We start from the raw sequence: 21,779 nt of genomic DNA, 5'->3' as shown, positions 1-21,779 counted from the left end.
CGGTGCGTCATACGTCGATCGCCCTTCCCCTCGGTGACTCCGGTCGTGGCGGCGCGGCGACGGGCGCGACAGGAGCGGCGTCGTTGTCCGTGGCGGCGACCGCGCGGGTCTCCGCCCACTGCCGGATGGCCAGGATCTCGTCGGCCTGGGTGACCGACAGCGGCACCGTCGACTTCACCGCCCGCACCAGGTCGTCCCGGCGCAGCGGGCGCTTCTCGGCGAACGCGTCGACGAGCCCGGACAGCACGGCCTGCTCGATCTCCGCGCCGCTGTACCCCGCGCTGACGTCGGCGAGTTCGGCGTACAGCGCGTCGTCCACCTTCAGCTCGCTGCGCACGAAGTCGTCGGTGACGCGCTTGTTCAGGTGGATCCGCCAGATCGCGGTGCGCTCCGGCGTCGAGGGCAGGTCGACGAAGAAGATCTCGTCGAACCGGCCCTTGCGGAGGAACTCCGGCGGCAGCGAGTCGACCTGGTTCGCCGTCGCCATCACGAACACCGGCGCCGTCTTCTCCTGCATCCAGGACAGGAACGTGCCGAACACGCGCCGCGCGGTGCCGCCGTCACCGCCGCCGCCCGCGCCGGCGAGGCCCTTCTCGATCTCGTCGACCCACAGCACGCAGGGCGCGATGCCCTCGGCGGTGCGGATGACCGTGCGCATGTTCTTCTCGCTGGAGCCGACCAGCCCGGCGAAGACGCGGCCCAGGTCGAGGCGCAGCAGCGGCAGCCGCCACATGTTCGCGACGCACACCGCGGACAGGCTCTTGCCGCAGCCGGGGACGCCGGACAGCAGCAGCCCCTTCGGTGCGGCCAGGTTGTAGGCGGACGCGGCGGGCGTCCAGGTGCCGGTGCGCTTGGTCAGCCACCGCTTGAGCCGGTCGAGCCCGCCGACGGCGTCGAAGCCCGTGTCGGCCGGGACGATGTCGAGCATCCCGGACCGGCGCACGGCCTGGCGTTTCTCGGCGAGGATCAGCTCGAGGTCGCTGGGATCGAGCCCGCCGCCCTCGACCAGCGCCCTGGCGAACGCGTTCTCGGCCTCCGGCAGCGTCAGCCCGCGCGCGGCGGCGACGATCATGTCGCGGTCGTCCCGGTCGATGCTGATCCGGACGTGCTGCCGGTGCGCGGCGACCATGCCGTCGAGCAGCTCGCCGATCTGCTGCCGGTCGGGCAGCGGGAACTCGACGACGGTGGCGTCGTGCTCCAGCTCGGGCGGCACGGGCAGCGACGGCGACACGAGGATCAGGCTCAGCGGCACCGGCCGGGTCTTGAACGCGGCCGCGAGCTCGCGCAGCCGCCGCACGACCTCGGGGTCGGGCCGGTGCCCGCCCTCGGAAACCAGCGAAGGGTGCAGGTCGGCGAAGACGAACACGGCGGGCTCACCCCAGCCGTAGACGCGCTCCAGCGCGGCGGACGCGGTGCGTGTGTCGGCGATCGGCGGCCCGCCCGCCGGGGCCAGCCCGGTGGTCGACGACCAGACGTACACCCGCCGCGGCGTGCGCAGCCGGGCGCTGTCTTCCGCGACCGCGCGGATCTCCCGCACCACCCGCTGCTCTTCGTGCGTTTCGACGACCAGCAGCGGATAGCGCGCCTGCAGCAACTGGGTCAGCTCGTCGCGAAACCCCTGGCCGGACATCGATCGCCCCCTCGATTCGGGTCCGGATGCTACCAGCGGCCCGAGCCCGGGGCCGGATCATCCGCCGAATCCGTCTACTGTGGACTCACGTGCCGAGCCACGTGCTGCCGAGGTCCGTGTGCGCCGGGTCCATGTCGATTGGTGGACGCCGTGAAGGTCGGGCTCGTGTCCGCGAGCGTAGAAGGCCGGCCGTCGACGTTGGCGCACTGAGCTGGGGTTTCCTAGACTGCGGTCGCAGTCACCGCAGACTTCAGGAGGCACCATGCCTGACGCGCCCGCCCTGCCGAGCTACGCCTCGGGGATCTCCGAGGTCCCGCTGCTCGGGGACACCATCGGCGACAACTTCGACCGGACGGTGGCGGCCTTCGGCGACCGGGACGCCCTGGTCGACCGGTTCGCCGGCCGCCGGTGGACCTACCGCGAGCTGGCCGCGGAGGTGAACGCGCTGGCGCTGGGCCTGGTCGCGCGGGGCATCGGCAAGGGTGACCGCGTCGGCATCTGGTCGCCGAACCGGGCCGAGTGGACGTTCCTGCAATACGCGACGGCCAAGATCGGCGCGATCCTGGTCAACATCAACCCGTCGTACCGCTCGCACGAGCTCGAGTACGTGCTCAACCAGGCCGGCGTGAAGCTGCTGGTGGCGTCGGACAAGTTCAAGACGTCCGACTACCCCGCGATGGTCGAGGAAGTGCGGGGGAAGTGCGCGCAGCTGGAGCACGTCGTGCTGCTCGGCGGCGAGAGCTGGCAGAGGCTGATGGACGCCGGCTGGCAGGGCGAGCCCGCACAGCTGGGGGAGCTGCAGGCCGCGCTCTCGGCCGACGACCCGATCAACATCCAGTACACGTCGGGCACGACCGGGTTCCCGAAGGGCGCGACCCTGTCGCACCACAACATCCTCAACAACGGCTACTTCGTCGGCGAGCTGTGCAATTACACCGAAGCCGACAAAGTCTGCATCCCGGTGCCCTTCTACCACTGCTTCGGCATGGTGATGGGCAACCTGGCCTGCACCAGCCACGGCGCGTGCATGGTCATCCCGGCGCCCGCGTTCGACCCTCGCGCGACCCTGGAGGCCGTCGCGGCCGAGCAGTGCACTTCGCTCTACGGCGTGCCGACGATGTTCATCGCCGAGCTGAACCACCCGGACTTCGCGAGCTTCGACCTCTCGTCGCTGCGCACCGGCATCATGGCCGGTTCGCCGTGCCCGGTCGAGGTGATGAAGCAGGTCATCGACCGGATGGGGATGGCCGAGGTGTCCATTTGTTACGGCATGACCGAGACGTCCCCGGTGTCGACGCAGACCCGCTCGGACGATTCGGTCGAGCGCCGCGTCTCGACGGTCGGCCGGGTCGGGCCGCACCTGGAGAGCAAGGTCGTCGACCCGGAGACCGGGCTGACCGTGCCGCGCGGCGTGCCGGGCGAGCTGTGCACCCGCGGGTATTCGGTGATGCTCGGGTACTGGGAGCAGCCGGACAAGACGGCCGAGGCGATCGACGCCGCCCGCTGGATGCACACCGGCGACCTGGCGATCATGGACGACGACGGCTACGTCAACATCACCGGCCGCATCAAGGACATGGTCATCCGCGGCGGCGAAAACCTGTACCCGCGCGAAATCGAGGAGTTCCTCTACACGCACCCGGACATCCTCGACGCGCAGGTCATCGGCGTCCCGGACGAGAAGTACGGCGAAGAGCTGATGGCGTGGGTGCAGATGCGCGAAGGCGCGTCGCCGTTGACCGAGGCGAAGGTGCGTGAATTCTGCGAGGGGAAGCTCGCGCGCTACAAGATCCCGCGGTACGTCCACGTCGTCGAGGAGTTCCCGATGACGGTGACGGGCAAGGTCCGCAAGGTGGAGATGCGCGAAAAGTCGATCACCCTGCTGGGCTTGGAGGCTGCTGCGGCGACGAAGCACGCCTAAACCGCGCGGGGCGCTCGGGCGTTACCCCTTCGCAAGTGCCGCGAAGGGAGGGCCGAGCGATGATCATCCTGGCCTGGGACTGGTGAGCTGAAACGCCGTGAGGGGCACCCTCAGGGACAGATAAGCCCTGAAGGTGCCCCTCACGGCAAACGCGGGTCAGGAAACCGCGGCCGCCGCCTCCGCGATCGCCTTCTCGTCCTCCTCGCCGAACGTGTCCTCCAGTTGTTCCGGCGAGTAGTCCAGGTCGATCTGCTCCACCGGCATCCCGCGCGCCGACTCGATCGCGCCCAGACGTCGCTGCGCGCGGTCCGCCGCGTACTGGATGATCTCGTCCGGGTCGTTGTCGAACGGCACTTCCTCGAACTGGTCCTGCACCCACTGGATCATGTTGAGCGCGTGGGGAAGCAGCTCGCCCATCCGCTGCTGCACCGCGTCCCACAGGGAGTCGTCCGCGGCGACGTGGCGGCGGCAGGTGAACGTGCCCCACGCCATGTGCCGGCGCTCGTCGTCACCGATGCGGCGGACCAGTTCCTGCATGCCCGGCAGGATGTTCTGCTGGGTGCAGATCAGCTGCCACGAGTAGTACCCGGTCAGCGCGAGGCTGCCCTCGATGACGTGGTTGTACGTCACGCTCGCCCGGATCTGGTTGAGCGGGCTGGGATCGTCCTCCAATGCCCGCAACGACTGCGGCAGCTCTTCGTAGAACAGCTTGCGGTAGTGCGGGTTCTCGGCGACGTACGGGTGCAGGTCCTCGGTCAGCCCGACGGCGTCCATCCAGCGCCGGAACACTTCCGTGTGCTTGGCTTCTTCGAAGCAGAACTGCGTCAGGTACATCTCGTCGCCGAACCGGCCGGTCGCCGACATCGCCCGCATGAACGGCTGGATGTCTTCGGTGACGGCTTCTTCGCCCGCGATGAACTGCGCGACCAGGTACGTCGTGCTGCGTTTCTGCTCGGGGTTGAGCGTGTCCCAGCCTTCGCGCTCGCGGCCGAAGTCGATATCGGCCGGGTTCCAGAACTTCTTGTTGCCCTTGACGAACAACCGCAGCGGGAACGAGTCCCAGTTCAGGCCGCCCTTGCGCAGCGAAGAGAAGCCGGTCCGCAGTTCGGCGAGCGTGTCGGTCATCGTGTCACTCCATTGTGGACGAAATGCCGGATGGCGGGCGCCAGGACGGCGGTGACGGCGTCGGCCGCCTCCGCCGCGGTGTGCGTGGGGAGCACGAGGTGCGACAGCGAAAGCCGCACGACGGTCTCCGCGAGCAGGGCGGCGGACTCGGCCGACAGGCCCGGCTCGAGTTCGCGGTAGTGCTCGGCCGCGAGCTCGGCGGCCGCGGACAGGATCGGCTCGCCCTTGGTGGTCAGCAGGGGCAGCAGGTCTTCGCCGGCTTCGGTGCCGAGCGCCGCCGCGACCAGGCGGTTCTCCCGCGCGTGCTCGATCGTGTAGACGACGGCGCAGTGGATGCCGGCCAGCAGGCCGTCCGCCGTCTCGAACCGCTGCCGGATCCCGTCGAGGAACTCCGCCGCGGTGCGCAGCGCCACCGCCTGGGCCAGCGCCGCCTTGTTGCCGAACTCGTTGTAGACGGTCTGCCTGCTTACCCCGGCCTTCGCCGCGACGTCGGCCATCCGCAGCGCCGCGTAGCCGCGGTCCGGCAGCAGGTCCCCGGCCGCGTCGAGCAGCGCTTCGCGGAGGGACGCCTTGGTCCGGTCAGTGAAGCTGGTCACATCCTCACCTTGACACAGATCGCCCTGCTGTCAAGACGCTGTACATGATCAGACGGCGTGTAAATCTGTCGGTGGTGGCAGCTACGGTGCAGGTGTGGGCATCACCGTGGGGTTCGACCTCGACATGACACTGATCGACGCGCGGCCGGGCATGGCCGCGGCGATGACCGCGCTCGGCGTCGAATCCGGCCTGCCGCTGGACGGCGACGCGTTCGCGGCCAACCTCGGCCCGCCGCTCGACGACATCCTGCGCGGCTTCGAGGCGCCCGAGGAACGCATCCCCGGCCTCGTCGACCGGTTCCGCGCGCTGTACCCGGACATGGTCGTGCCGAGCACGGTCGCGCTGCCCGGCGCGGTCGAGTCGCTGCGGGCGGTGCGGGCCGCGGGCGGGCGCACGCTCGTCGTCACCGGCAAGTACGGGCCCAACGCGCAGCTGCACGTGGACGCGCTCGGCCTCGACGTCGACGAGGTCGTCGGCGAGCTGTGGTCGACGCGGAAGGCCGAAGCGCTGCTGGCCCACGACGCGCGGGTGTATGTCGGAGATCACGCCGGCGACGTCCGCGGCGCGCTCGCCGCCCGGGCGGTCGCGGTCGGCGTCACAACGGGTCCCTGCGATCGCGCCCTGCTGCTGAGCGAGGGCGCGGACGTGGTGTTCGACTCGCTGACCGAGTTCCCGGAGTGGTTCGAGCGGACCTACGCGGGGAGCGTGGTGCCCTGAACTACTCCATCCATGCCCCCGCCGCCGCCCTCAACGAAGCAGCGGAGCTGCGCTGCTACTTCTTGGCCCGCGCTTCGCGGACCAGGGCGATCAGGCCGAACAGCAGGCCCAGCGGCGTGATGATCCCGGCGGCGGCCGACAGCCACACCGGCAGGTTCTCCAGACCGGCGGCGAACATGATGAACACCGCCAGCACAGCGAGCATGCCGAGGCCGAAGAGGCCGATGCCGATCCGCATGAGGAACGGTTTACCGGGGGCGGCCACGGCGGCCTCCTTTGTCGCGGTCTTCATGGATCAAAGGGTATCCGCAGGTATCGACTTCTCCCCAGGGCATGTGGCGAGATACGCTTCCAGGAGCGCGCCCTGGGTACGCCCACCGGGCGCGTTCGTCGTGAGCGGGACAGCAGAAGGACTGGTGAGGGAAGTGCCGACCGGCAAGGTCAAGTGGTACGACGTGGAGAAGGGCTTCGGTTTCGTCACGCAGGACGACGGAGGCGCCGACGTCTACATCCGCAAGGCCGCGCTGCCGCAGGGCGTCGAGGGGCTCAAGGCCGGGCAACGGCTCGAGTTCGGCGTCGCCGACGGCCGCCGCGGCCCGCAGGCTCTCTCCGTCCGGCTGCTCGACCCGCCGCCGTCCGTCGCCGAGGCGCGCCGTCGCCCGGCCGAGGAGCTGCACGGCCTGATCGAGGACATGATCAAGCTGATCGAGCTGAAGGTGCAGCCGGACCTGCGGCGCAACCGCTACCCGGACAAGAAGAACACCAAGCAGATCGGCGAGATCATGCGCGCGGTGGCCCGGGACCTCGACCCCTAAACCGCTAGCCGTCGAGCCGGAGACCCCAGAAGTCGCTCGGCATGATGTCCGAGCCGGTGGCCGAGTTCACCACGGCCGAGTACGCCTGGATCTCGACCGCGGAGACGCGGTCGGCGGGCGTCGGCGGGGTGACCGTGTAGGCGTAGCGGTCCAGCGAGGTGATCAGCACCGGGTCGCGCTGCTTGAACTCGCCCTGCGGGGTGACGTACTCGACGATGACGCGCCACGGCGCGTCCGCCACCTCGCCGGGTACCGAAACCTGCACCGGCTTGCCCGGCCGTACTCGCAGTGTTTCCGGCGGGCGCACCGTGCGGCACACGTTCTGGGCCGGCTGCGAGTAGTCGCAGGTGACCGTCGGCGTGGCGTTGATGGTGTGGCCGTCGGCGAAGAAGGTGACCTCGGCCGGACCGGGTGCCGAGCAGCCGGCCACCGCGAACCCACCGGCCGCAAGCAGGGCCACCACCCGGGAACGTCGCATGCGCCGGAGCCTACCGGCGGGCCCTCGGGTCCCCGGGCAGGCCCTGGGCCTGGAAGCTGCCGGTCGGCTCGGGGCGCAGCGGACGATCGCCGCCGAGGCCCGGCAGCAGCGAACCGCCGCGGCGCACCAGGTAGGTCTGGGTCAAGCCGACCGCCAGCACGACGGTGATCACGAGGAAGCCGATCCAGTACGTCGGCGGCAGCAGCAGGCCGGCGCCGCCACCGAGGCACCACGCCAGCTGCAGCACCGTCTCCGAGCGGCCGAACGCCGACGCGCGCGACTCCTCGGGCAGGTCTTCCTGGATCACGGCGTCGAGGCTGATCTTCGCCAGCGCGCTGGCCGTCGCGCCGACCAGGCCTACGATCGCGGCCGTCGCCAGGCCGGGCAGCACGGTCGCGACCAGCGCGGCCAGCACGCAGCCCGCCACACAGCCGACGATCACCTGGTCGGGGCTGCCGAAGCTGAGCCGCGAGCCCAGCGCGTTGCCGAGGAAGCCACCGGCGCCCGCCGCGGCGCCGATCACGCCGAGCAGCAGCAGCTGCGTGAACGGCGTCTGCCCGGTGCCTTCGGTCTGGGCCTTCACCGCGAACGCGGCGAACATCATGAGGAAGCCGGTGAGCACACGCACCGAGCCGTTGCCCCACAGGGCGACGACGATGTGGCGCCCCATCGGCTGACGCCGCTTCTTCTCGGTCGGGTGCGCCGACAGCGAGGTCGGGACTTCACCTTCGGTCGCCTCGACCCAGGCCGGGATCCGCATCGACTGCACCGCCGCGGCGACGCAGATCAGCGCGGTGAACCACAGCGCGCCCGCGGCGCCGGTGATCCCGTTGATGCCGCTGGCCAGGGCGCCGAACGTGCCGGCGGCGATCAGGCCGAACGTCGTCAGCCGGGCGTTGGTCTTGGACAGCGTGATCTCGGACGGCAGCACCCGCGGTGTCACGGCGGCCTTGAGCACGGTGAACGACTTCGAGAGCACCATCATCCCGAGCGCGGCCGGGTAGAGCAGCCAGTCGTCGAAGTGCAGCGCCATCACGACGGCCATCAGGCCCTGGCCGATCGACGACGCGCACATCGCGAGGCGCCGGCCGCGCTGCACCTTGTCGAGCGCGGGCCCGATCACCGGCGCGACCAGCGCGAACGGCGCGATCGTGATGAGCAGGTAGAGCGCCACCTTGCCCTTGCTCTCGCCGCTGGTCGCCGCGAAGAACAGAGTGTTGGCCAGCGCGATCGCCATCGCCGCGTCGCTGGCGTAGTTCAGCATCACGGCGTAGGTCAGGGAGGTCAGGCCGGACTTTTCGGCGCCGTCGGCCTTCGTCGCGCGTTGGAACGCGCCGACGGCCTGGCCGGTCAGCTGCCGGCTGCGCATCGCCGCCACCCGCGTGACGGTGATCTTCTTCGGCAGCTTCGGCGTGCCACCCGGGGTCCGCGGTTCCTCGCGCGGCTCGGGTTCGGGCTCGGGCGGACGCGGCTCACCGGCGTAACCACCGGTGTCGTAGTGCTCGTACTCACCGCTGCCGGGACGGCGTTCACCCTGGTAGAAGCCACCCGGCGGGGGTGGCTCGCGGCGGACCTGCTCGGTGCGGTTCGGGTCGTGCGGCGGCGGATAGGGCCGGGCTCCGCGCGGCGGAGGGGGCCGGTGTCCTGTCGGCGCGGCGGCCGTCGGGGCTTCGTTCGCGTTCGGGACGCGCGGCGGCTGCGGCCGGACGTCGTCGTAGTAGCTACCCGGCGGGTCCTGCCTGGGGGGCGGCGGGCCGGGACGTTCGGCGCGCGGGGCGACGGGCGGTGGCGCGACCGGACGGTCGACCCGGGTGGGGTTCGCCGGGGGCGCGGCCGGGCGGTCGACCCGGGTCGGCGTGGCCTCCCGCCAGGAGCGGGCCTGCGCCGCGCCCGGCTCCGGCGTCCAGCGCCGCTTGCTCTTCCGGCCGCGCTGCTGACCCGACCGGCCGGTGCGTGAGCCGTCGGAGTCGGAGCGGGAGCCGAAGAGTGCCACGTCCCAATCCTGCCTTACCGAAGGTCGCTTCCGCCTGCTCATCCGTGCTTTCACGCCGGAGCCGGGACGAACCTCACCCGGAACGTGACCTGCCACTGCTTCCCGGTCAGCAGGAATTCGCCACCGGTTCCGGGAACGGCGGCGATCCCGTTGAGCACGGCTTCCGGGTCGGTCGCGTTCGCCTGCGCACGCAGCTGACCTGCGTCGATCGTCGCGGTGACGTGCCCGGTGGCGGCGTCGATCCGCAGGATGGTGCCGGTGTGCCAAACGTTTGCGTAGACGTCGCCGCCGACGCACTCCAGCTCGTTGAGCTGATCGCGGCCGACGTCGACACTGCCGGTCACGGCGAAGGTCTTCGGGTCGCGGAAGGTCAGCCACGACGAGCCGTTGCTCATCACCAGCCGGCCGCTGTCCTGGTGGCACAGCCCCCAGCCCTCACCTTGGAACGGCACGCGCCGTAGCTCCGCGAGGGTTTTGGTGTCGCGTTCGATCGCGAAACCGTCTTGCCAGGTGAGCTGCCAGAGCGTCGGGCCGAGCACGGTGACGCCTTCGCCGAAGAGGGGCGCCGGGAGCGTGGCCTCGACCGCGGGCGGCCCGCCGGCCGGTCCCGCGGTCAGCTGCGAGCTGCCGGCCAGGCCGGTGCTTTCGTAGAGCGTGTCGCCGGCGAACTCGAGGCCTTCGGTGAACGCGGCGGGGTCGTGCGGCAGCGTCGAGACCACCTGGACCGTGAGTTGTTCCGGGCCGGGCGGCGTGGCGGGAGTGCCCGCGCAGCCGCCGAGCGCGGCGGCCAGCAGCAGTGTGGTGAGGATCGGCGTGCGCACGTAGAACAGCCTGGCACGGGCGCCGCGGGTGCGTGCGGCACAATTGGCCGCATGACTCTGCTGCTGACCCTGGACGACGGCTCCGTGCAGCGCAAACTCGCCGATGCGGTGGAGTTCGCGCGTGCCGCGGTGCTGGAGGAAGCGCCCGAGGAGCAGATCGGTGCCCACGTCGGCGCCGGCCGGGAGGACGCGGTCTCGGCGAGTCACCTGTTCGAGGCGCAGGTGCCCGGCTACCGCGGCTGGCGCTGGTGCGTGACGGTCGCGCTGGCGGGCGACGACGAGCCGGTGACGGTCAGCGAGGTCGTCCTGGTGCCGGGCCCCGAGGCGCGCATCGCGCCGGCGTGGGTGCCGTGGGAACGCCGCGTCCGCGCGGGTGACCTCGGCGTCGGCGACATCTTCCCGACGGACGACAGCGACCCCCGCCTGGCCCCGGCGTACCTCCAGTCGGACGACCCGGCGGTGGAGGAGGTCGCCCGCGAGACGGGCTTGGGCCGCATCCACGTCCTGTCCCGCTTCGGCCGCGAAGACGCGGCGACCCGCTGGCACGGCGGCGAGTTCGGCCCCCGCTCGGACATGGCGCGCTCGGCGCCGGGCGTTTGCGGGACATGCGGCTTCTTCGTCCCGCTGGCCGGTTCGTTGCGCGGCGGCTTCGGAGCGTGCACGAACGACATCGCCCCAGCGGACGGCCACGTGGTGGACGTCGAGTACGGCTGCGGCGCGCACTCCGAGGTAGAGGTCGAGGTGACCTCGTCGATCCCGGTGGCCGAGCTGGTCTACGACGACTCTTTGCTGGACTTCGACACTCCCGCCGCGGTCGAGCCGGCTGCTGCTGCCGCCCCGGTCGTCCCGGCGGACGGGGAGCGAGCCGAGGGAACGGTGGCAGACCCGACGGTGGCCGAGGTCGAGGCGGTCGCGGTGGTCGAGGCCACGGAGGTGGTGGAGTCCCCGGCCGCGGAGCCCGAGACGGCGGTGACCGAGGCTGACCTGTCGCCGGCGGAGGTTGAGCCGGAGGTCGCGGAAGCGGCGGCTGCGGAGTCGATTGCGGCGGAAGCCGGGGTGGCTGCGGCGGAGGCCGAGGAGCCGGTGGTGGCCGCGGAGGCTGCCGCGGAGCCGGAGCAGCTGGCGGCGGAGACCAAGGCTGCGGAGGCTGAGCCGATTGCGGCGGAAGCTGTGGCGCAGCCGTCGGCGGCGGAACCACTGGCTACGGGGGCTGAGGCCGCTGCGGCTGAGCCGGTTGCGGCGGAAGCGGTGGCGGCTGCGACGGAGCCGGAGGTGGCGACCGCAAATGCCGAGCTGGTGGCGGAGCCGACCCAGTCCGAGGTGACCGATGCGGTTGCCGAGCCGCAGGCCGTTGTGCCTGAGGCTGAGCCGCTGGCGGCAGAGGTGTCGGAGCCGACCCAGTCCGAGGTGACCGATGCGGTTGCCGAGCCGCAGGCCGTTGTGCCTGAGGCTGAGCCGCTGGCGGCAGAGGTGTCGGAGCCGACCCAGTCCGAGGTGACCGATGCGGTTGCCGGGCCGCAGGCCGTCGTGCCTGAGGCTGAGCCGCCGGCGGCAGAGGTGTCGGAGCCGACCGGAGGGGCGGTTGCTACGCCCGAGGCCGAGCAGGGTGTTGCGGCCAAGGCCGGGGATGCCGCGCTTGTCGGGCAGCCCGAAGCGGTTTCGTCCGAGGACCGGACTGCGGCGGTTGAGCCGCAGGTGACCGAGATTGCGAACTCCGCGGTTGCCGAACCGGTTTCGCCGGAGATCGCCGCGGCGGACACCATGGTTGCCGATGCGCCGGCGGCTGAAGAGCCGACGCGGGTCGAGGTGACCGATGTGGTCGCCGAACCGCAGGATGCGGCAGCCGAGCCGATCGTGGCCGAGGCTGAGGTGACTGAGCCGGCCCGGGTTGATGTTGCCGAGTTGCCGGCTGGTGCGCCCGAGGCTGGGCAGACCGTGGTGGGCGAATCCGCGGAGCCGGTTCAAGCCGAAGCGGCGGCTGAGCCGCAGGTGGTCGAGGCCGACGATGCTGCGGCCGCCGAGTTGCCCGTAGCGGCCGAGCCTGCTCCGGCTGAGGTGCCGGAAGCCGCGCTGACCGATTCGGTTGTCACCGAGACCGCCGAGTCGCGGGCAGACGGGTCCGAGGCCGGCGCGGTTCCGGAACGCGCTGAAGCTGAGCCTGCCCAGACCGACGTGACCGATGCTGCTGTCGCCGAGCCGACCCAGGCCGACGCCAACGAAGCCGACGCCACGGAAAGCGGAGCCGCACAGCCCGACGCCACCGGGACCGCGGCGCGGGAAGCCGAGACCGCACAGCACTCGGCCACCGAAGCCGATGCCGCGCAGCACCAGGTCGGCGCCGCCGAAACCGGAGCCAAGCACCACGACGTCACCGAGACCGATCACCGCGGCGAGCGGTGAGCGGTTCGACTGCTGAGCCGCCCGTCGCCGATCCCTTTGGTACCGGGCGGCTTCGGGACGCGACCCTGCGTGCCTGGCGGGACTCGCCCACTCGGCTCACCGAGGACACCAACGTCGAGCGGGACCTCCGCGTCGGGGCCTATCGGGATCGCCTCTTCGTCGAGCTCGCGCAGAACGCCGCCGACGCCGCCATGGCGGCCGGTGTGCCGGGGCGCGTTCGGGTGTCTCTTGTGGACGGACAGCTCCGGTTCGCCAACACCGGCGCACCCCTTGACGCTCGGGGTGTCGCCTCACTTGCGTCGCTGCGGGCGTCGGGGAAGACCGGGGACACCGTCGGGCGGTTCGGGGTCGGGTTTGCCGCTGTCCGCACCGTTGCCGATGAGGCGCAGGTTCTGAGCACTACCGGTGGCGTGGTCTTCTCCGCCGATCGCACCCGTGAAGCCGCGGGGATCGACGGTGACGTTCCCGTGCTGCGGCTGCCGTGGCCCGTCGAAACCCCTGTTCCGGCGGGGTTCGACACCGAAGTTCGCCTGCCGTTGCGAAGCGACGTCGATGGGCAAGCCCTCCTCGACGAGCTGGGCAAGGACATCGGTGACCTTCTGCTCGCCCTGCCGTGGCTGGGTGAGGTCGATGTGGACGGTCGTGTGTGGACTCGCACGGCTGACCAGGACGTCGTCGAGATTCGTGGGCCGGAAAAGGAAACCCGCTGGCTGACTCATCGCGGTGACGTCGTCTGGGCCGTCCCGGTCGACGCCCAGGGGACTCCGATCCCGCTCGAAGAAGACGTCCTGCACGCGCCCACCCCCACCGACGACGGGCTTTCGTTGCCCGCCCGGCTGCTGGCGCCGGTGCCGGTCGAGCCGTCGCGACGGCGGGCGCTGCCCGGCGAAGAGCTCAAGCGGGCGCTCGAAAAGGCCGCGAAAGAGTACGTCGGACTGGTCCGGTTGCTGCCGCCGGAACGCCGGTTCGCGCTGGTGCCCGTCCCCGGGTTTCCGAAGTCCACAGTGGATGCGCAACTCCGGGAAGACGTGCTGGCGCAGCTGGCCACCGAGCCGTGGCTGTCCACTCAGGACGGCCGTGAAGTCTCTGGTCGTCAGGCGCGCGTGATCGACGTCGACGTGCCCGGGCTGGCCGCCTTGCTGGCCGACGTCGTTCCCGATCTGCTCGCCGAAGCGCCGCCTGCCAGTGCGCTCAAGGCTGTTTCTGTGCAGGTGATCAGCATCGAAGAGGTGCTGGAAACGCTTACCGGCGCCACCCGGGAGCCGTCCTGGTGGCACGACGTCTACCAGGCGCTGAACATCGCCGTCGAATCCCACGCGCTCGCGGCGGCCCGGCTTGACGGCCTGCCCGTGCCGCTTTCCGACGGCCGCACGTTGCCGGGTGCGCGAGGCAGCCTGCTGGTCGACGGCTCGGCCGAACTCCTCGATCTTCTGTCCGATGTGGACATCCCGGGGCTGCGGCTGGTGCACCCCGCGGCATCGCACCCGTTGCTGGAACGGTTGGGCGCCAAGCACGCCGACGCGCGCGAGCTGCTCAACGCCGATCAGCTGCGCGACGCCGTCGAACGCAGTGTCGAGGACGTCCGGTCCGGGCTGGACGGGACGACGCTCGCCGGTGCCGTCCTCAGGCTGATCGCCGACTGCGGTGACGATGCTCCACAGTGGACCGGCGCGCTCGCGTTGCCCGCCACCGACACCTGGCGCCGCGCCGACGAGCTCGTGCTCCCGGCGTCGCCGCTCATCGACATCTTCGACGAAGAGGTCTTCGAGGAGGACGGCACACTCGACGTCCTCGACGAGGACTTTGCCGGAGACTGGCCGGCCGAGACGCTGAAAGCCGTCGGCGTGCTCGATTCGTTCGCGCTGGTGACCGACGACGAGCCGCACGAACCCGACCACGACCTGCCGGACGAAGAAGCCTGGTGGGACGCGCGCGCCGAGCCGCCGTCGACGCTCCTCGCCATCCGGGATCTCGACCTCGTCGCCGACGATTCCTGGCCCGCGGCGCTGCGTTTGCTCGCAGCGCGGCCCGAGACGTGGCACGCCCTGCGCACGCCCGGTGGACACGCCGCCTGGTGGATCGCGCAGTACGCCGTGCTCGGCGGGCTGGCGCCGAACGAGTGGCGGCTGCCGGATGCCGACCTCGCCGGGCTCTACGACGAGGTCCCCGACGTCGGCCTGACCGACGACCTGCTCCGGATCGCCGGAGTGCGTAAAGATCTCACACTGTCCACAGTGGACGAGGCGGCGGACGTCCTGCGCCGGCTCGGCGACCCGGACCGCACGATCTCGGCCGGCCTGGCCACGCGTGCCTACGACGCCGTCGTCCAGTCCGGGTTCGATCCCGGCGCGCCGGACGCCGTCCGGGCCGCGGACGGGTCCGTCGTCGAAGACGCGCTGGTCCTGGACGTGCCGTGGGTCGCCGGGGCGCTCGAACCGGATCAGTACGTTGTCGCGCCCGAAGAGCCGGACCGCCTCGCGGACCTGCTCGACCTGCCGCCGGCGAGCACCACCCCCGCCGAGATCATCAGCGAGGGCGAGTACGCGCCGTGGGCCGAGCTGCCCGCGCTCAAGCTCGTCGCCGAGCAGCTCGGGATCCGGCTGCCGGACGGCGGCGTGCTGGTGCACGATCCGCTGACCGTGTCGATCCAGCTCACCGAGCACGACGTCCAGTGGTGGTCCGACGGCCGGCTGCACGCGGCCGACACGTCGGAGGGTCTGGCCCGCGCGTTCGCCTGGGCGACCGGGCGCTGGCCGGACCGGCACCTCATCACGGCGCTGCTCGACGACCCGTCACCGCGGACGCTGCTGGCGTAAGCGCCGGAGAACTCAGACCCGCTGCGCGGACTTCGAGCCGCGGCGGGCGGCGGCGCGCTGCCACAGGATGATCGCCAGCCCGACGAAGCCGAGCACGAACCCGGCCAGCGCCGTCTGCACCCACAGCCCCGAAGTCGTGAAGAAGAGCACCACCAGCGCGACAGTCCAGATCGTGGTGCCTACGATCACCACCGGCGTCAGGTCGGTCAGCCTCTTGGGCAGCTCCGGCGTGTGCCGCAACGAGCCCGTAACCTCCGGTGGATTGCTCGGATCACTCACGAGGTGCAGGGTACTCCGCAGCAGCGAGAGAATGGGCAGGCGAATGGCGGAGCAGGAGACGACCCCCACCGGGACGCCGGAGGCGGCCGGCACCGGGACGTCCACACTGGACCGGTTCTTCAAGATCACCGAGCGGGGGTCGACCGTCCCGCGCGAACTGCGCGGCGGCCTGGTCACCTTCGTGACGATGGCCTACATCGTGGTGCTGAACCCGCTGATCATCGGCAGTTTCGCGCCGGACGACGCGGCCGCGCACAAGGACCTGCTCGGCGGGATCCTGCCCGTGCCGCAGGTCGCCGCCGTCACCGCGCTGGTCGCCGGGGTCATGACGATCCTGATGGGCCTGGTCGCGAACTACCCGTTCGCCATCGCCACCGGCCTGGGCATCAACAGCCTGGTCGCGGTCACCATCGCTCCGCAGATGACCTGGCCCGAAGCGATGGGCCTGGTCGTCATCGAGGGCGTCATCATCGTCGCGCTCGTGCTCACCGGCTTCCGCACGGCGGTGTTCAAGGCCGTGCCGGCGTCGCTGAAGTCGGCGATCGCCGTCGGCATCGGCGTGTTCATCTGCCTGATCGGCCTGGTCGACGCCGGGTTCGTCCGGCGGCTGCCGGACGACGCGCACACCACCGTCCCGGTCGGCCTGGGCATCAACGGCTCGATCGCGTCCTGGCCGACCGCGGTGTTCGTCGTCGGCCTGCTGATCACCGGCATCCTGGTGGTGCGCAAGGTCAAGGGCGCGATCCTGATCGGCGTGCTGTCCTCGACGGTGCTGGCGATCGTGGTCGAGGCGATCGTCAAGGCCGGGCCGTCGAAGGGCACGAACCCGAAGGGCTGGAACCTCGGCTACCCGGCGCTGCCGGACCAGGTGCTCGGCCTGCCGAACCTCTCGCTCGTCGGCGACGTCTCGTTCGGCGCGTGGACGCGGCTGCCGATCATCACCGTCTGCCTGCTGGTGTTCACGCTGGTGCTGGCCGACTTCTTCGACGCCATGGGCACCATGACCGGCCTGGGCAAGGAAGCCGGGCTGATCACGAAGGACGGCCAGCTGCCGAACGTCGGCAAGGCGCTGTTCGTCGAGGGCCTCGCGGGCGCGGCCGGCGGTTTCGGTTCGGCCAGCTCGAACACGGTGTTCGTCGAATCGGCGGCCGGCATCGCCGAAGGCGCCCGGACGGGCCTGGCGAACGTCGTCACCGGCGTGCTGTTCATCGCCGCGATGTTCCTGACGCCGCTCTACCAGGTGGTGCCGGTCGAAGCGGCCGCGCCGGCGCTGGTCGTGGTCGGCGCGATGCTGATGGCGCAGGTGCGCGACATCGACTTCACCGACTACGCGATCGCGCTGCCGGCGTTCCTGACCATCGTCGTCATGCCGTTCACGTACTCGATCGCGAACGGCATCGGCGCGGGCTTCGTCAGCTACGTCGTGATCCGCGCGGCCACCGGCAAGGCGCGCCAGGTGCACCCGCTGATGTGGGTGATCGCGGTGGCGTTCGTCGCGTACTTCGCGGTCGGCCCGATCCAGGCGGCGTTCAGCTGATCAGCCCGGCGCGCTGACCTTCATCGCGGCGTCCAGCACGCCGCGGTCGGGGTCGAACTCGGCGGGCGGTGCCTCGTAGCGGATCGTGACGAGGCTGTCGCCCGCGCCGAGCCCGATGATCGCGACCCGTTCGGGGTCGCGGCCGTCGCGGAGATAGGTGTAGTCCCATTCCGCCGCGTCCCCGAAGTCGCCGGCCTGCACGGGCTTGACGACCGAGCCGTCCTGGTGCGCCTTCGCGGCGATGGCTTGGAGTCCGCTCAGCGCGTCTTCTTGCGAGATCGGCACCTTGTCGGTCTCCAGGAGGAGGTGACCGCTGCGGTAGCTCGCGCGGTCGTTCTCGTGGGTCACGCTCCAGCCCGACGGGACCGGGATCTGGATCGACCAGCCGCGCCCGCCGGCGACGTCGGGGAAGTTGTAGGCCTCTAAGGTCGCCTGGTACGGCAGCGTGGTGGTCGTCGGCGCGGGTGGCGGCGGCGCGGCCGCCGGAGCCTCTTCGCCGCGCCAGAACTGCGCCACCACGATGGCCAGGATCGCCGCGCCGACCACGGCCGAACCCACCAGTTTCTTGTTCACCGGACCCCCAGGTTTCTCCCTCGGGAAGGACGCGTGAACGTCTCCGGGGTTGCGGGTTGACGGAGATCACCTGAAGGGACGAAGTTTCGTAAGGTATGCTAACTATATGTCCGGCGACACGCACGAACGCTCCTTGGCGAGCCGTCTGCGTCTCGCGGTGGTCCGGCTCAACCGCCGGCTGCGGGCACAGCGCGTCGGGGACGATCTGACGTTGACGCAGGTCGCCGCGCTGTCCACCTTGCACAAGTGCGGTGCGCTGACCCCGGGTCAGCTCGCCGCGAAGGAAGGCGTCCAGCCGCCCTCGATGACGAGGGTGATCGCCGCGCTCGAGGAGATGAAGTTCGTCGAGCGGCGGCCGCACCCGACCGACGGCCGGCAGGCCATCGTCGAGTTGTCCGAGAGCGGGCTGGCCTACGTTCAGCGGGCCATCTCCGTGCGGGAGGCGTGGCTGGACAGGCAATTGGCCGATCTCGGTGACGAAGAGCGTGAAGTGCTCTCGAAAGCCGCCGAAATCATCGACAGGATGGCGGGGAACTAGCCACGGTGACCACCACGGGTAGCGAAACAGAACGACAGGTCGAGACCACTGCTACCCGGGAAACGGCACCACCGCCGTCTGCGTCACCGCCATCTTCGGCACCCTCTTCCGAGCCCGTGGCCCAGCGCCGCGGCAGCATGTTCGCCTCCTTGCGGGTCCGCAACTACCGGCTGTTCTTCACCGGCCAGGTCATCTCGAACATCGGCACCTGGATGCAGCGCATCGCCCAGGACTGGCTGGTGTTCACCCTCAGCGGCAACAACCCGATCGCCCTCGGCGTCGCGGTCGCACTGCAGTTCACCCCGACGCTGTTCCTCTCGCTCTGGGCCGGCGTCCTCGCCGACCGCGTCGACAAGCGGCGGCTGCTGACCTGGATCCAGGCCGCGGCGTGTTCCCAGGCCGTCGTGCTCGGCGTGCTCGACCTGACCGGGCTCGTGGCGCTGTGGCAGGTCTACGTCCTGTGCTTCACGCTCGGCATCACGGCGGCGCTCGAAGTGCCCACGCGGCAGTCGTTCGTCGCGGAGATGGTCGGCCGGGACCAGATCGCGAACGCGGTCGCGCTGAACTCGTCGATCTTCAACATGGCCCGGATCGTCGGCCCGGCGATCGCCGGGTTCGCGATCACCTGGATCGGCACCGGCTGGCTGTTCATCGCCAACGCGGCCAGCACGGTCGCGGTCATCACCGGCCTGATCCTGATGAACCCGGACAAGCTGTTCCGCGTCGCGGCGATGCCGCGCGAGAAGGGCCAGCTGGCCGAGGGCCTGCGGTACGTCCGCCGCCGATCGGACCTGATGACGGTGATGGTGCTGGTGCTGTTCGTCAGCACGTTCGGCATCACGTACTTCAGCTCGCTCCCGATCGTCGCGGCCAACGTCTTCCACACCGCGGCCGACGGCTACGGGTTGCTCTCGACGCTGGTCGCGGTCGGCACGTTCACCGGCGCGATCATGTCCGCCCGCCGCGGCACGAAGGGCCGGCCACGGGTGCGGCTGATGCTGATCTCGGCCTTCTTCCTCGGCGTGTTCGAGCTGATCACGGCGTTCATGCCGAACTACCTGACCTTCGGCCTCGGCCTGATCCCGCTCGGCTTCGCCACGATGACGTTCCTCAACACGGCGAACGCGCTGGTGCAGACGTCGGTCAGCCCGGAGATGCGCGGCCGGGTGATGGGCCTGTACGTGCTGGTCCTGATCGGCGGCAACCCGATCGGCGGCCCGATGGTCGGCTGGATGGCGCAGGCGTTCGGCGGGCGGTCTCCCTTCTACATCGGTGGCGCGGTCTCGGCGCTGGCCGCGGTGGTCTGCGCGATCGTGCTGATCCGGCGGGGCGGGGTTTCCTGGCCGGTGCAGCGGGGGTTCGGGCTGCGGGTGCTGAAGCGGACGAAGGTCTAGCCCGGTCGGCTCGCGTGCCCGGGCGGTCGGTTCGTGTGCCTGGAGGGTCGGTTCGTGCGTCCTGGGGTCAGCGGCCGAGTAGCTGGGGGACCATCGACTCGGCCCACGCGCGTAGCTCCTCGTCGGACTTGCGTGGGGACGTCCAGGCGAGCTGGACCTGTTGTCGTGATTCGTCGCTGAGCCGGATCACCACTCGCGGGTTGTCGACCATGGCGGGCCGGCCACCGATCCGGTCGGGGAAGTCCTTGGTGCAGCAGTCGTCGCTCGAAGCCTGGACACCCAGACCGTCCTCGCGGTGTTCGCACTTGCCGCTGTGCTTCGGCACGAAGTCGGTGAGTGGCCGCTGGGTGCTCTGGGCCAGCAGGGAACAGAGCTGCCACGCGATAATCGGGGTCGAGGCGTCGACGATGCCGCTGCCGGGGGTCGGCCCGACCGCGCGGGACGGGATCGAGTCGTCGTAGGACGCCTTCGGCAGCGCCGGCCCGGGGGCCGTGATGGCGTTGACGATCCCGTCGCCGAGGGTTTGTGCCAGGCCGCGCAGATCGCGGGCTGTCTGGTCCCGGGGGTCCTGGGAGACGGAGATCTCCAGGACCGGTTTCGCCCAGTCCGGCGCGCCTGGCCCGAGCAACCGGGTGACGACGCTCGCATCCTTCAAGAACCGTGATTGGTACGAAGTGGCGGCACGGCCGCCGACGGTGACCTGCTCCGGTGCGTCACCGGACCGGACCGGCCTCCCGTCGCCGAGCTTGGCCGAAACCCGGAGCGTCGTGGTGACGACCTGGCAGCCGAAGATCACGTTGACCTGGCGGAGGACCGGCCCGCCGAGCAGCTTCGCCCAGGTCGCTCCGGGCAGCGCCGAGCACAGGACGTGGCTCGCCGTGTAGCCGGGCAGGGCCGCGACCATTTCGCCGGTCGGCATCGGCACCTCGCGGACCGGCTCCGCGCCCTGTTCCGGCCACGGGCTCGGCAAGGTCGTCGGTGGGGCGGGTAGCGAGACCGGCGGGAACGCGATGCGAAACGCCAGCCACGCCCCGCCGCCGAGCAGCGCGGTGAAGGCGAGGACGGCGACGACGATCAGCGCTGCGGTACGAGTGGAGCTCCCCCTTGTGTTCACGCTGTGACCGTATCGGCACGCACCGACAGAAACCGGCGGGTTCGCGCACTGAGGGTCACCCGTACGAGTGAGATCCGAGTCTCCCCGGAAGACCCCTTGCTCAGAGAGATGAGGTTAGGCTAACCTCATACACGTCCGCTTCGTGGTGGGAGCGGCAGTCAGTTCGGGAACGGACGGAGCCCCGGCCCTGGGAACCCCAGGCCGGGGCTCCGTTCATGTGCGGGTCACGGCAGTGTCGGGCTGAGCGAAGGGCTCGTCAAGGGGTTCTCACCCGGGAGCGTGGGCAGGCGCGGCAACGCCATCCCGAAGTACACCCGGTAGGCCGCGCGGATCGCGTCGTCGCCGGTCAGCAGGACCTCGTGGCGGACGCCGTCGACCGTTTCGATCAGCTTGGCGCCCGAGAGCGTCACGCGGCCCTGGGACGTCGGGCGGGAGCACGTCAGCGACCGCGTGAAGTGCGACGCCGGGGACGTCGACTGCCACCACGCCAGCGGCACGAAGTCCGAAAGCGGACGCGATCGGCGTTCCAGGCGGTACTGCGGCTTCCCGTCCAGCAGGACGTCCACGTCGCCGTACGGCGCGTCCAGCACCAGGAAGTCGCCTTCGGGGTCGCGCTGGGCGTCCACGCCGGACAGGCGCAGCGGGTGCCGGGAGAAGCGGCCGAAGCCGACGTCGAGCAGCCACGGCTCGTCGAGCTCGACGACGACCGCCGCGTGGTCCAGCGGCGGGCCGAGGGACCCGTCCGGGCGGAAGACCTGCGCCGCGCGCAGGGAAGCGTCGTACCCGAGTTCGCGCAGCAGGGCGGCGAACAGGCCGTTGAGCTCGTAGCAGAACCCGCCGCGGCGGCGTTCCACGATCTTGGCGAACAGCGCTTCTTCGGTGAGCTCGATCGGCTCGCCGAGGTGGACGCTCAGGTTTTCGAAGGGGACCGCCGCCAGGTGGCGTTCCTGCAGGGTGCGCAGTGTCGCGAGGTCGGCCGCCGCGGGCCGTGCGACGCCCAGCCGGGCCAGATACGCGTCAACGTCCATGGC

At 70.7% G+C, this 21,779-nt stretch carries 19 protein-coding genes; 8 read left to right on the top strand and 11 right to left on the bottom strand.

The annotated features are described in order from the left end of the window. Nucleotides 1–7 precede the first annotated feature (7 nt). Nucleotides 8–1,630, bottom strand: coding sequence for an AAA family ATPase (locus OHS18_RS26025; RefSeq protein WP_328612708.1), 1,623 nt, complete (start codon nucleotides 1,628–1,630; stop codon nucleotides 8–10). A 262-nt stretch (nucleotides 1,631–1,892) separates the two neighbouring features. On the opposite strand from OHS18_RS26025, the gene OHS18_RS26020 reads away from it, so the two are divergent. Beyond that, nucleotides 1,893–3,551 carry an AMP-binding protein gene (locus tag OHS18_RS26020; protein ID WP_328612707.1) on the top strand — a complete coding sequence of 553 codons (1,659 nt, stop codon included), beginning with the start codon at nucleotides 1,893–1,895 and terminating at the stop codon, nucleotides 3,549–3,551. 156 nt (nucleotides 3,552–3,707) lie between these two features. Here the strand turns inward: OHS18_RS26020 and OHS18_RS26015 are convergent, their stop codons facing one another. Then, nucleotides 3,708–4,676, bottom strand: coding sequence for a R2-like ligand-binding oxidase (locus OHS18_RS26015; RefSeq protein WP_328448302.1), 969 nt, complete (start codon nucleotides 4,674–4,676; stop codon nucleotides 3,708–3,710). Then, entirely contained in the window at nucleotides 4,673–5,272 is a 600-nt protein-coding gene (locus OHS18_RS26010) for a TetR/AcrR family transcriptional regulator (protein ID WP_328448304.1), read from the bottom strand. Before OHS18_RS26010 ends, OHS18_RS26015 begins: the two co-directional genes overlap by 4 nt. A 94-nt stretch (nucleotides 5,273–5,366) precedes the next feature. Between OHS18_RS26010 and OHS18_RS26005 the strand changes: the two genes are divergently transcribed. After that, on the top strand, nucleotides 5,367–5,990 hold the full coding sequence (locus OHS18_RS26005; RefSeq protein WP_328448306.1) for an HAD family hydrolase: 624 nt from the start codon (nucleotides 5,367–5,369) through the stop codon (nucleotides 5,988–5,990). Between the two features lie 55 nt (nucleotides 5,991–6,045). On the opposite strand, the gene OHS18_RS26000 is transcribed toward OHS18_RS26005, so the two are convergent. Further along, nucleotides 6,046–6,282 (bottom strand): hypothetical protein, encoded by a 237-nt coding sequence (locus tag OHS18_RS26000; protein WP_328448308.1) that lies wholly within the window; start codon nucleotides 6,280–6,282, stop codon nucleotides 6,046–6,048. A 133-nt stretch (nucleotides 6,283–6,415) separates the two neighbouring features. Between OHS18_RS26000 and OHS18_RS25995 the strand changes: the two genes are divergently transcribed. Continuing rightward, nucleotides 6,416–6,805 carry a cold-shock protein gene (locus OHS18_RS25995; RefSeq protein WP_323325665.1) on the top strand — a complete coding sequence of 130 codons (390 nt, stop codon included), beginning with the start codon at nucleotides 6,416–6,418 and terminating at the stop codon, nucleotides 6,803–6,805. A 4-nt stretch (nucleotides 6,806–6,809) separates the two neighbouring features. Here the strand turns inward: OHS18_RS25995 and OHS18_RS25990 are convergent, their stop codons facing one another. Genes OHS18_RS25990 through OHS18_RS25980 form a run of 3 tightly spaced genes read right to left on the bottom strand, consistent with a single transcriptional unit; the run spans nucleotide 6,810 to nucleotide 10,097 of the window. After that, nucleotides 6,810–7,283 carry a DUF2771 family protein gene (locus tag OHS18_RS25990; RefSeq protein WP_328448310.1) on the bottom strand — a complete coding sequence of 158 codons (474 nt, stop codon included), beginning with the start codon at nucleotides 7,281–7,283 and terminating at the stop codon, nucleotides 6,810–6,812. Nucleotides 7,284–7,293: 10 nt separating this feature from the next. Then, entirely contained in the window at nucleotides 7,294–9,276 is a 1,983-nt protein-coding gene (locus tag OHS18_RS25985; protein ID WP_328612706.1) for an MFS transporter, read from the bottom strand. A 50-nt stretch (nucleotides 9,277–9,326) separates the two neighbouring features. Then, complete coding sequence (locus tag OHS18_RS25980; protein WP_328612705.1) at nucleotides 9,327–10,097, bottom strand: glutaminyl-peptide cyclotransferase; 771 nt, start codon at nucleotides 10,095–10,097, stop codon at nucleotides 9,327–9,329. Between the two features lie 51 nt (nucleotides 10,098–10,148). Here OHS18_RS25980 and OHS18_RS25975 point away from each other — a divergent pair, with 51 nt between their 5' ends. Continuing rightward, nucleotides 10,149–12,497, top strand: a complete 2,349-nt coding sequence (locus OHS18_RS25975) for a DUF3027 domain-containing protein (RefSeq protein ID WP_328612704.1) — start codon at nucleotides 10,149–10,151, stop codon at nucleotides 12,495–12,497. Beyond that, nucleotides 12,494–15,313: a sacsin N-terminal ATP-binding-like domain-containing protein gene (locus OHS18_RS25970; RefSeq protein WP_328612703.1), complete on the top strand. Its 2,820-nt coding sequence runs from the start codon at nucleotides 12,494–12,496 to the stop codon at nucleotides 15,311–15,313. The genes OHS18_RS25975 and OHS18_RS25970 overlap by 4 nt, the downstream gene beginning before the upstream one ends. 12 nt (nucleotides 15,314–15,325) lie before the next feature. On the opposite strand, the gene OHS18_RS25965 is transcribed toward OHS18_RS25970, so the two are convergent. After that, complete coding sequence (locus tag OHS18_RS25965; protein ID WP_328618582.1) at nucleotides 15,326–15,553, bottom strand: DUF2530 domain-containing protein; 228 nt, start codon at nucleotides 15,551–15,553, stop codon at nucleotides 15,326–15,328. A gap of 82 nt (nucleotides 15,554–15,635) precedes the next feature. Between OHS18_RS25965 and OHS18_RS25960 the strand changes: the two genes are divergently transcribed. Then, nucleotides 15,636–17,129: an NCS2 family permease gene (locus tag OHS18_RS25960; RefSeq protein ID WP_326951682.1), complete on the top strand. Its 1,494-nt coding sequence runs from the start codon at nucleotides 15,636–15,638 to the stop codon at nucleotides 17,127–17,129. Here the strand turns inward: OHS18_RS25960 and OHS18_RS25955 are convergent, their stop codons facing one another. Beyond that, on the bottom strand, nucleotides 17,130–17,702 hold the full coding sequence (locus tag OHS18_RS25955) for a hypothetical protein (protein WP_328612702.1): 573 nt from the start codon (nucleotides 17,700–17,702) through the stop codon (nucleotides 17,130–17,132). It lies immediately after the preceding gene. A 106-nt stretch (nucleotides 17,703–17,808) separates the two neighbouring features. Here OHS18_RS25955 and OHS18_RS25950 point away from each other — a divergent pair, with 106 nt between their 5' ends. Further along, nucleotides 17,809–18,240 carry a MarR family winged helix-turn-helix transcriptional regulator gene (locus OHS18_RS25950; RefSeq protein WP_247058446.1) on the top strand — a complete coding sequence of 144 codons (432 nt, stop codon included), beginning with the start codon at nucleotides 17,809–17,811 and terminating at the stop codon, nucleotides 18,238–18,240. Nucleotides 18,241–18,377: 137 nt separating this feature from the next. Then, entirely contained in the window at nucleotides 18,378–19,634 is a 1,257-nt protein-coding gene (locus OHS18_RS25945; RefSeq protein ID WP_328618581.1) for an MFS transporter, read from the top strand. A gap of 67 nt (nucleotides 19,635–19,701) precedes the next feature. On the opposite strand, the gene OHS18_RS25940 is transcribed toward OHS18_RS25945, so the two are convergent. After that, the gene (locus tag OHS18_RS25940) at nucleotides 19,702–20,748 is read right to left on the bottom strand and encodes a hypothetical protein (protein ID WP_328612701.1); all 1,047 of its coding nucleotides are present in this window, start codon (nucleotides 20,746–20,748) and stop codon (nucleotides 19,702–19,704) included. Between the two features lie 224 nt (nucleotides 20,749–20,972). Then, nucleotides 20,973–21,776 carry an arylamine N-acetyltransferase family protein gene (locus OHS18_RS25935; protein WP_328612700.1) on the bottom strand — a complete coding sequence of 268 codons (804 nt, stop codon included), beginning with the start codon at nucleotides 21,774–21,776 and terminating at the stop codon, nucleotides 20,973–20,975. Nucleotides 21,777–21,779 lie beyond the last annotated feature (3 nt).

Source organism: Amycolatopsis sp. NBC_00355 (genome assembly GCF_036104975.1).
Lineage (GTDB): Bacteria > Actinomycetota > Actinomycetes > Mycobacteriales > Pseudonocardiaceae > Amycolatopsis.
This window is presented reverse-complemented; position numbering and strand designations above follow the sequence as displayed.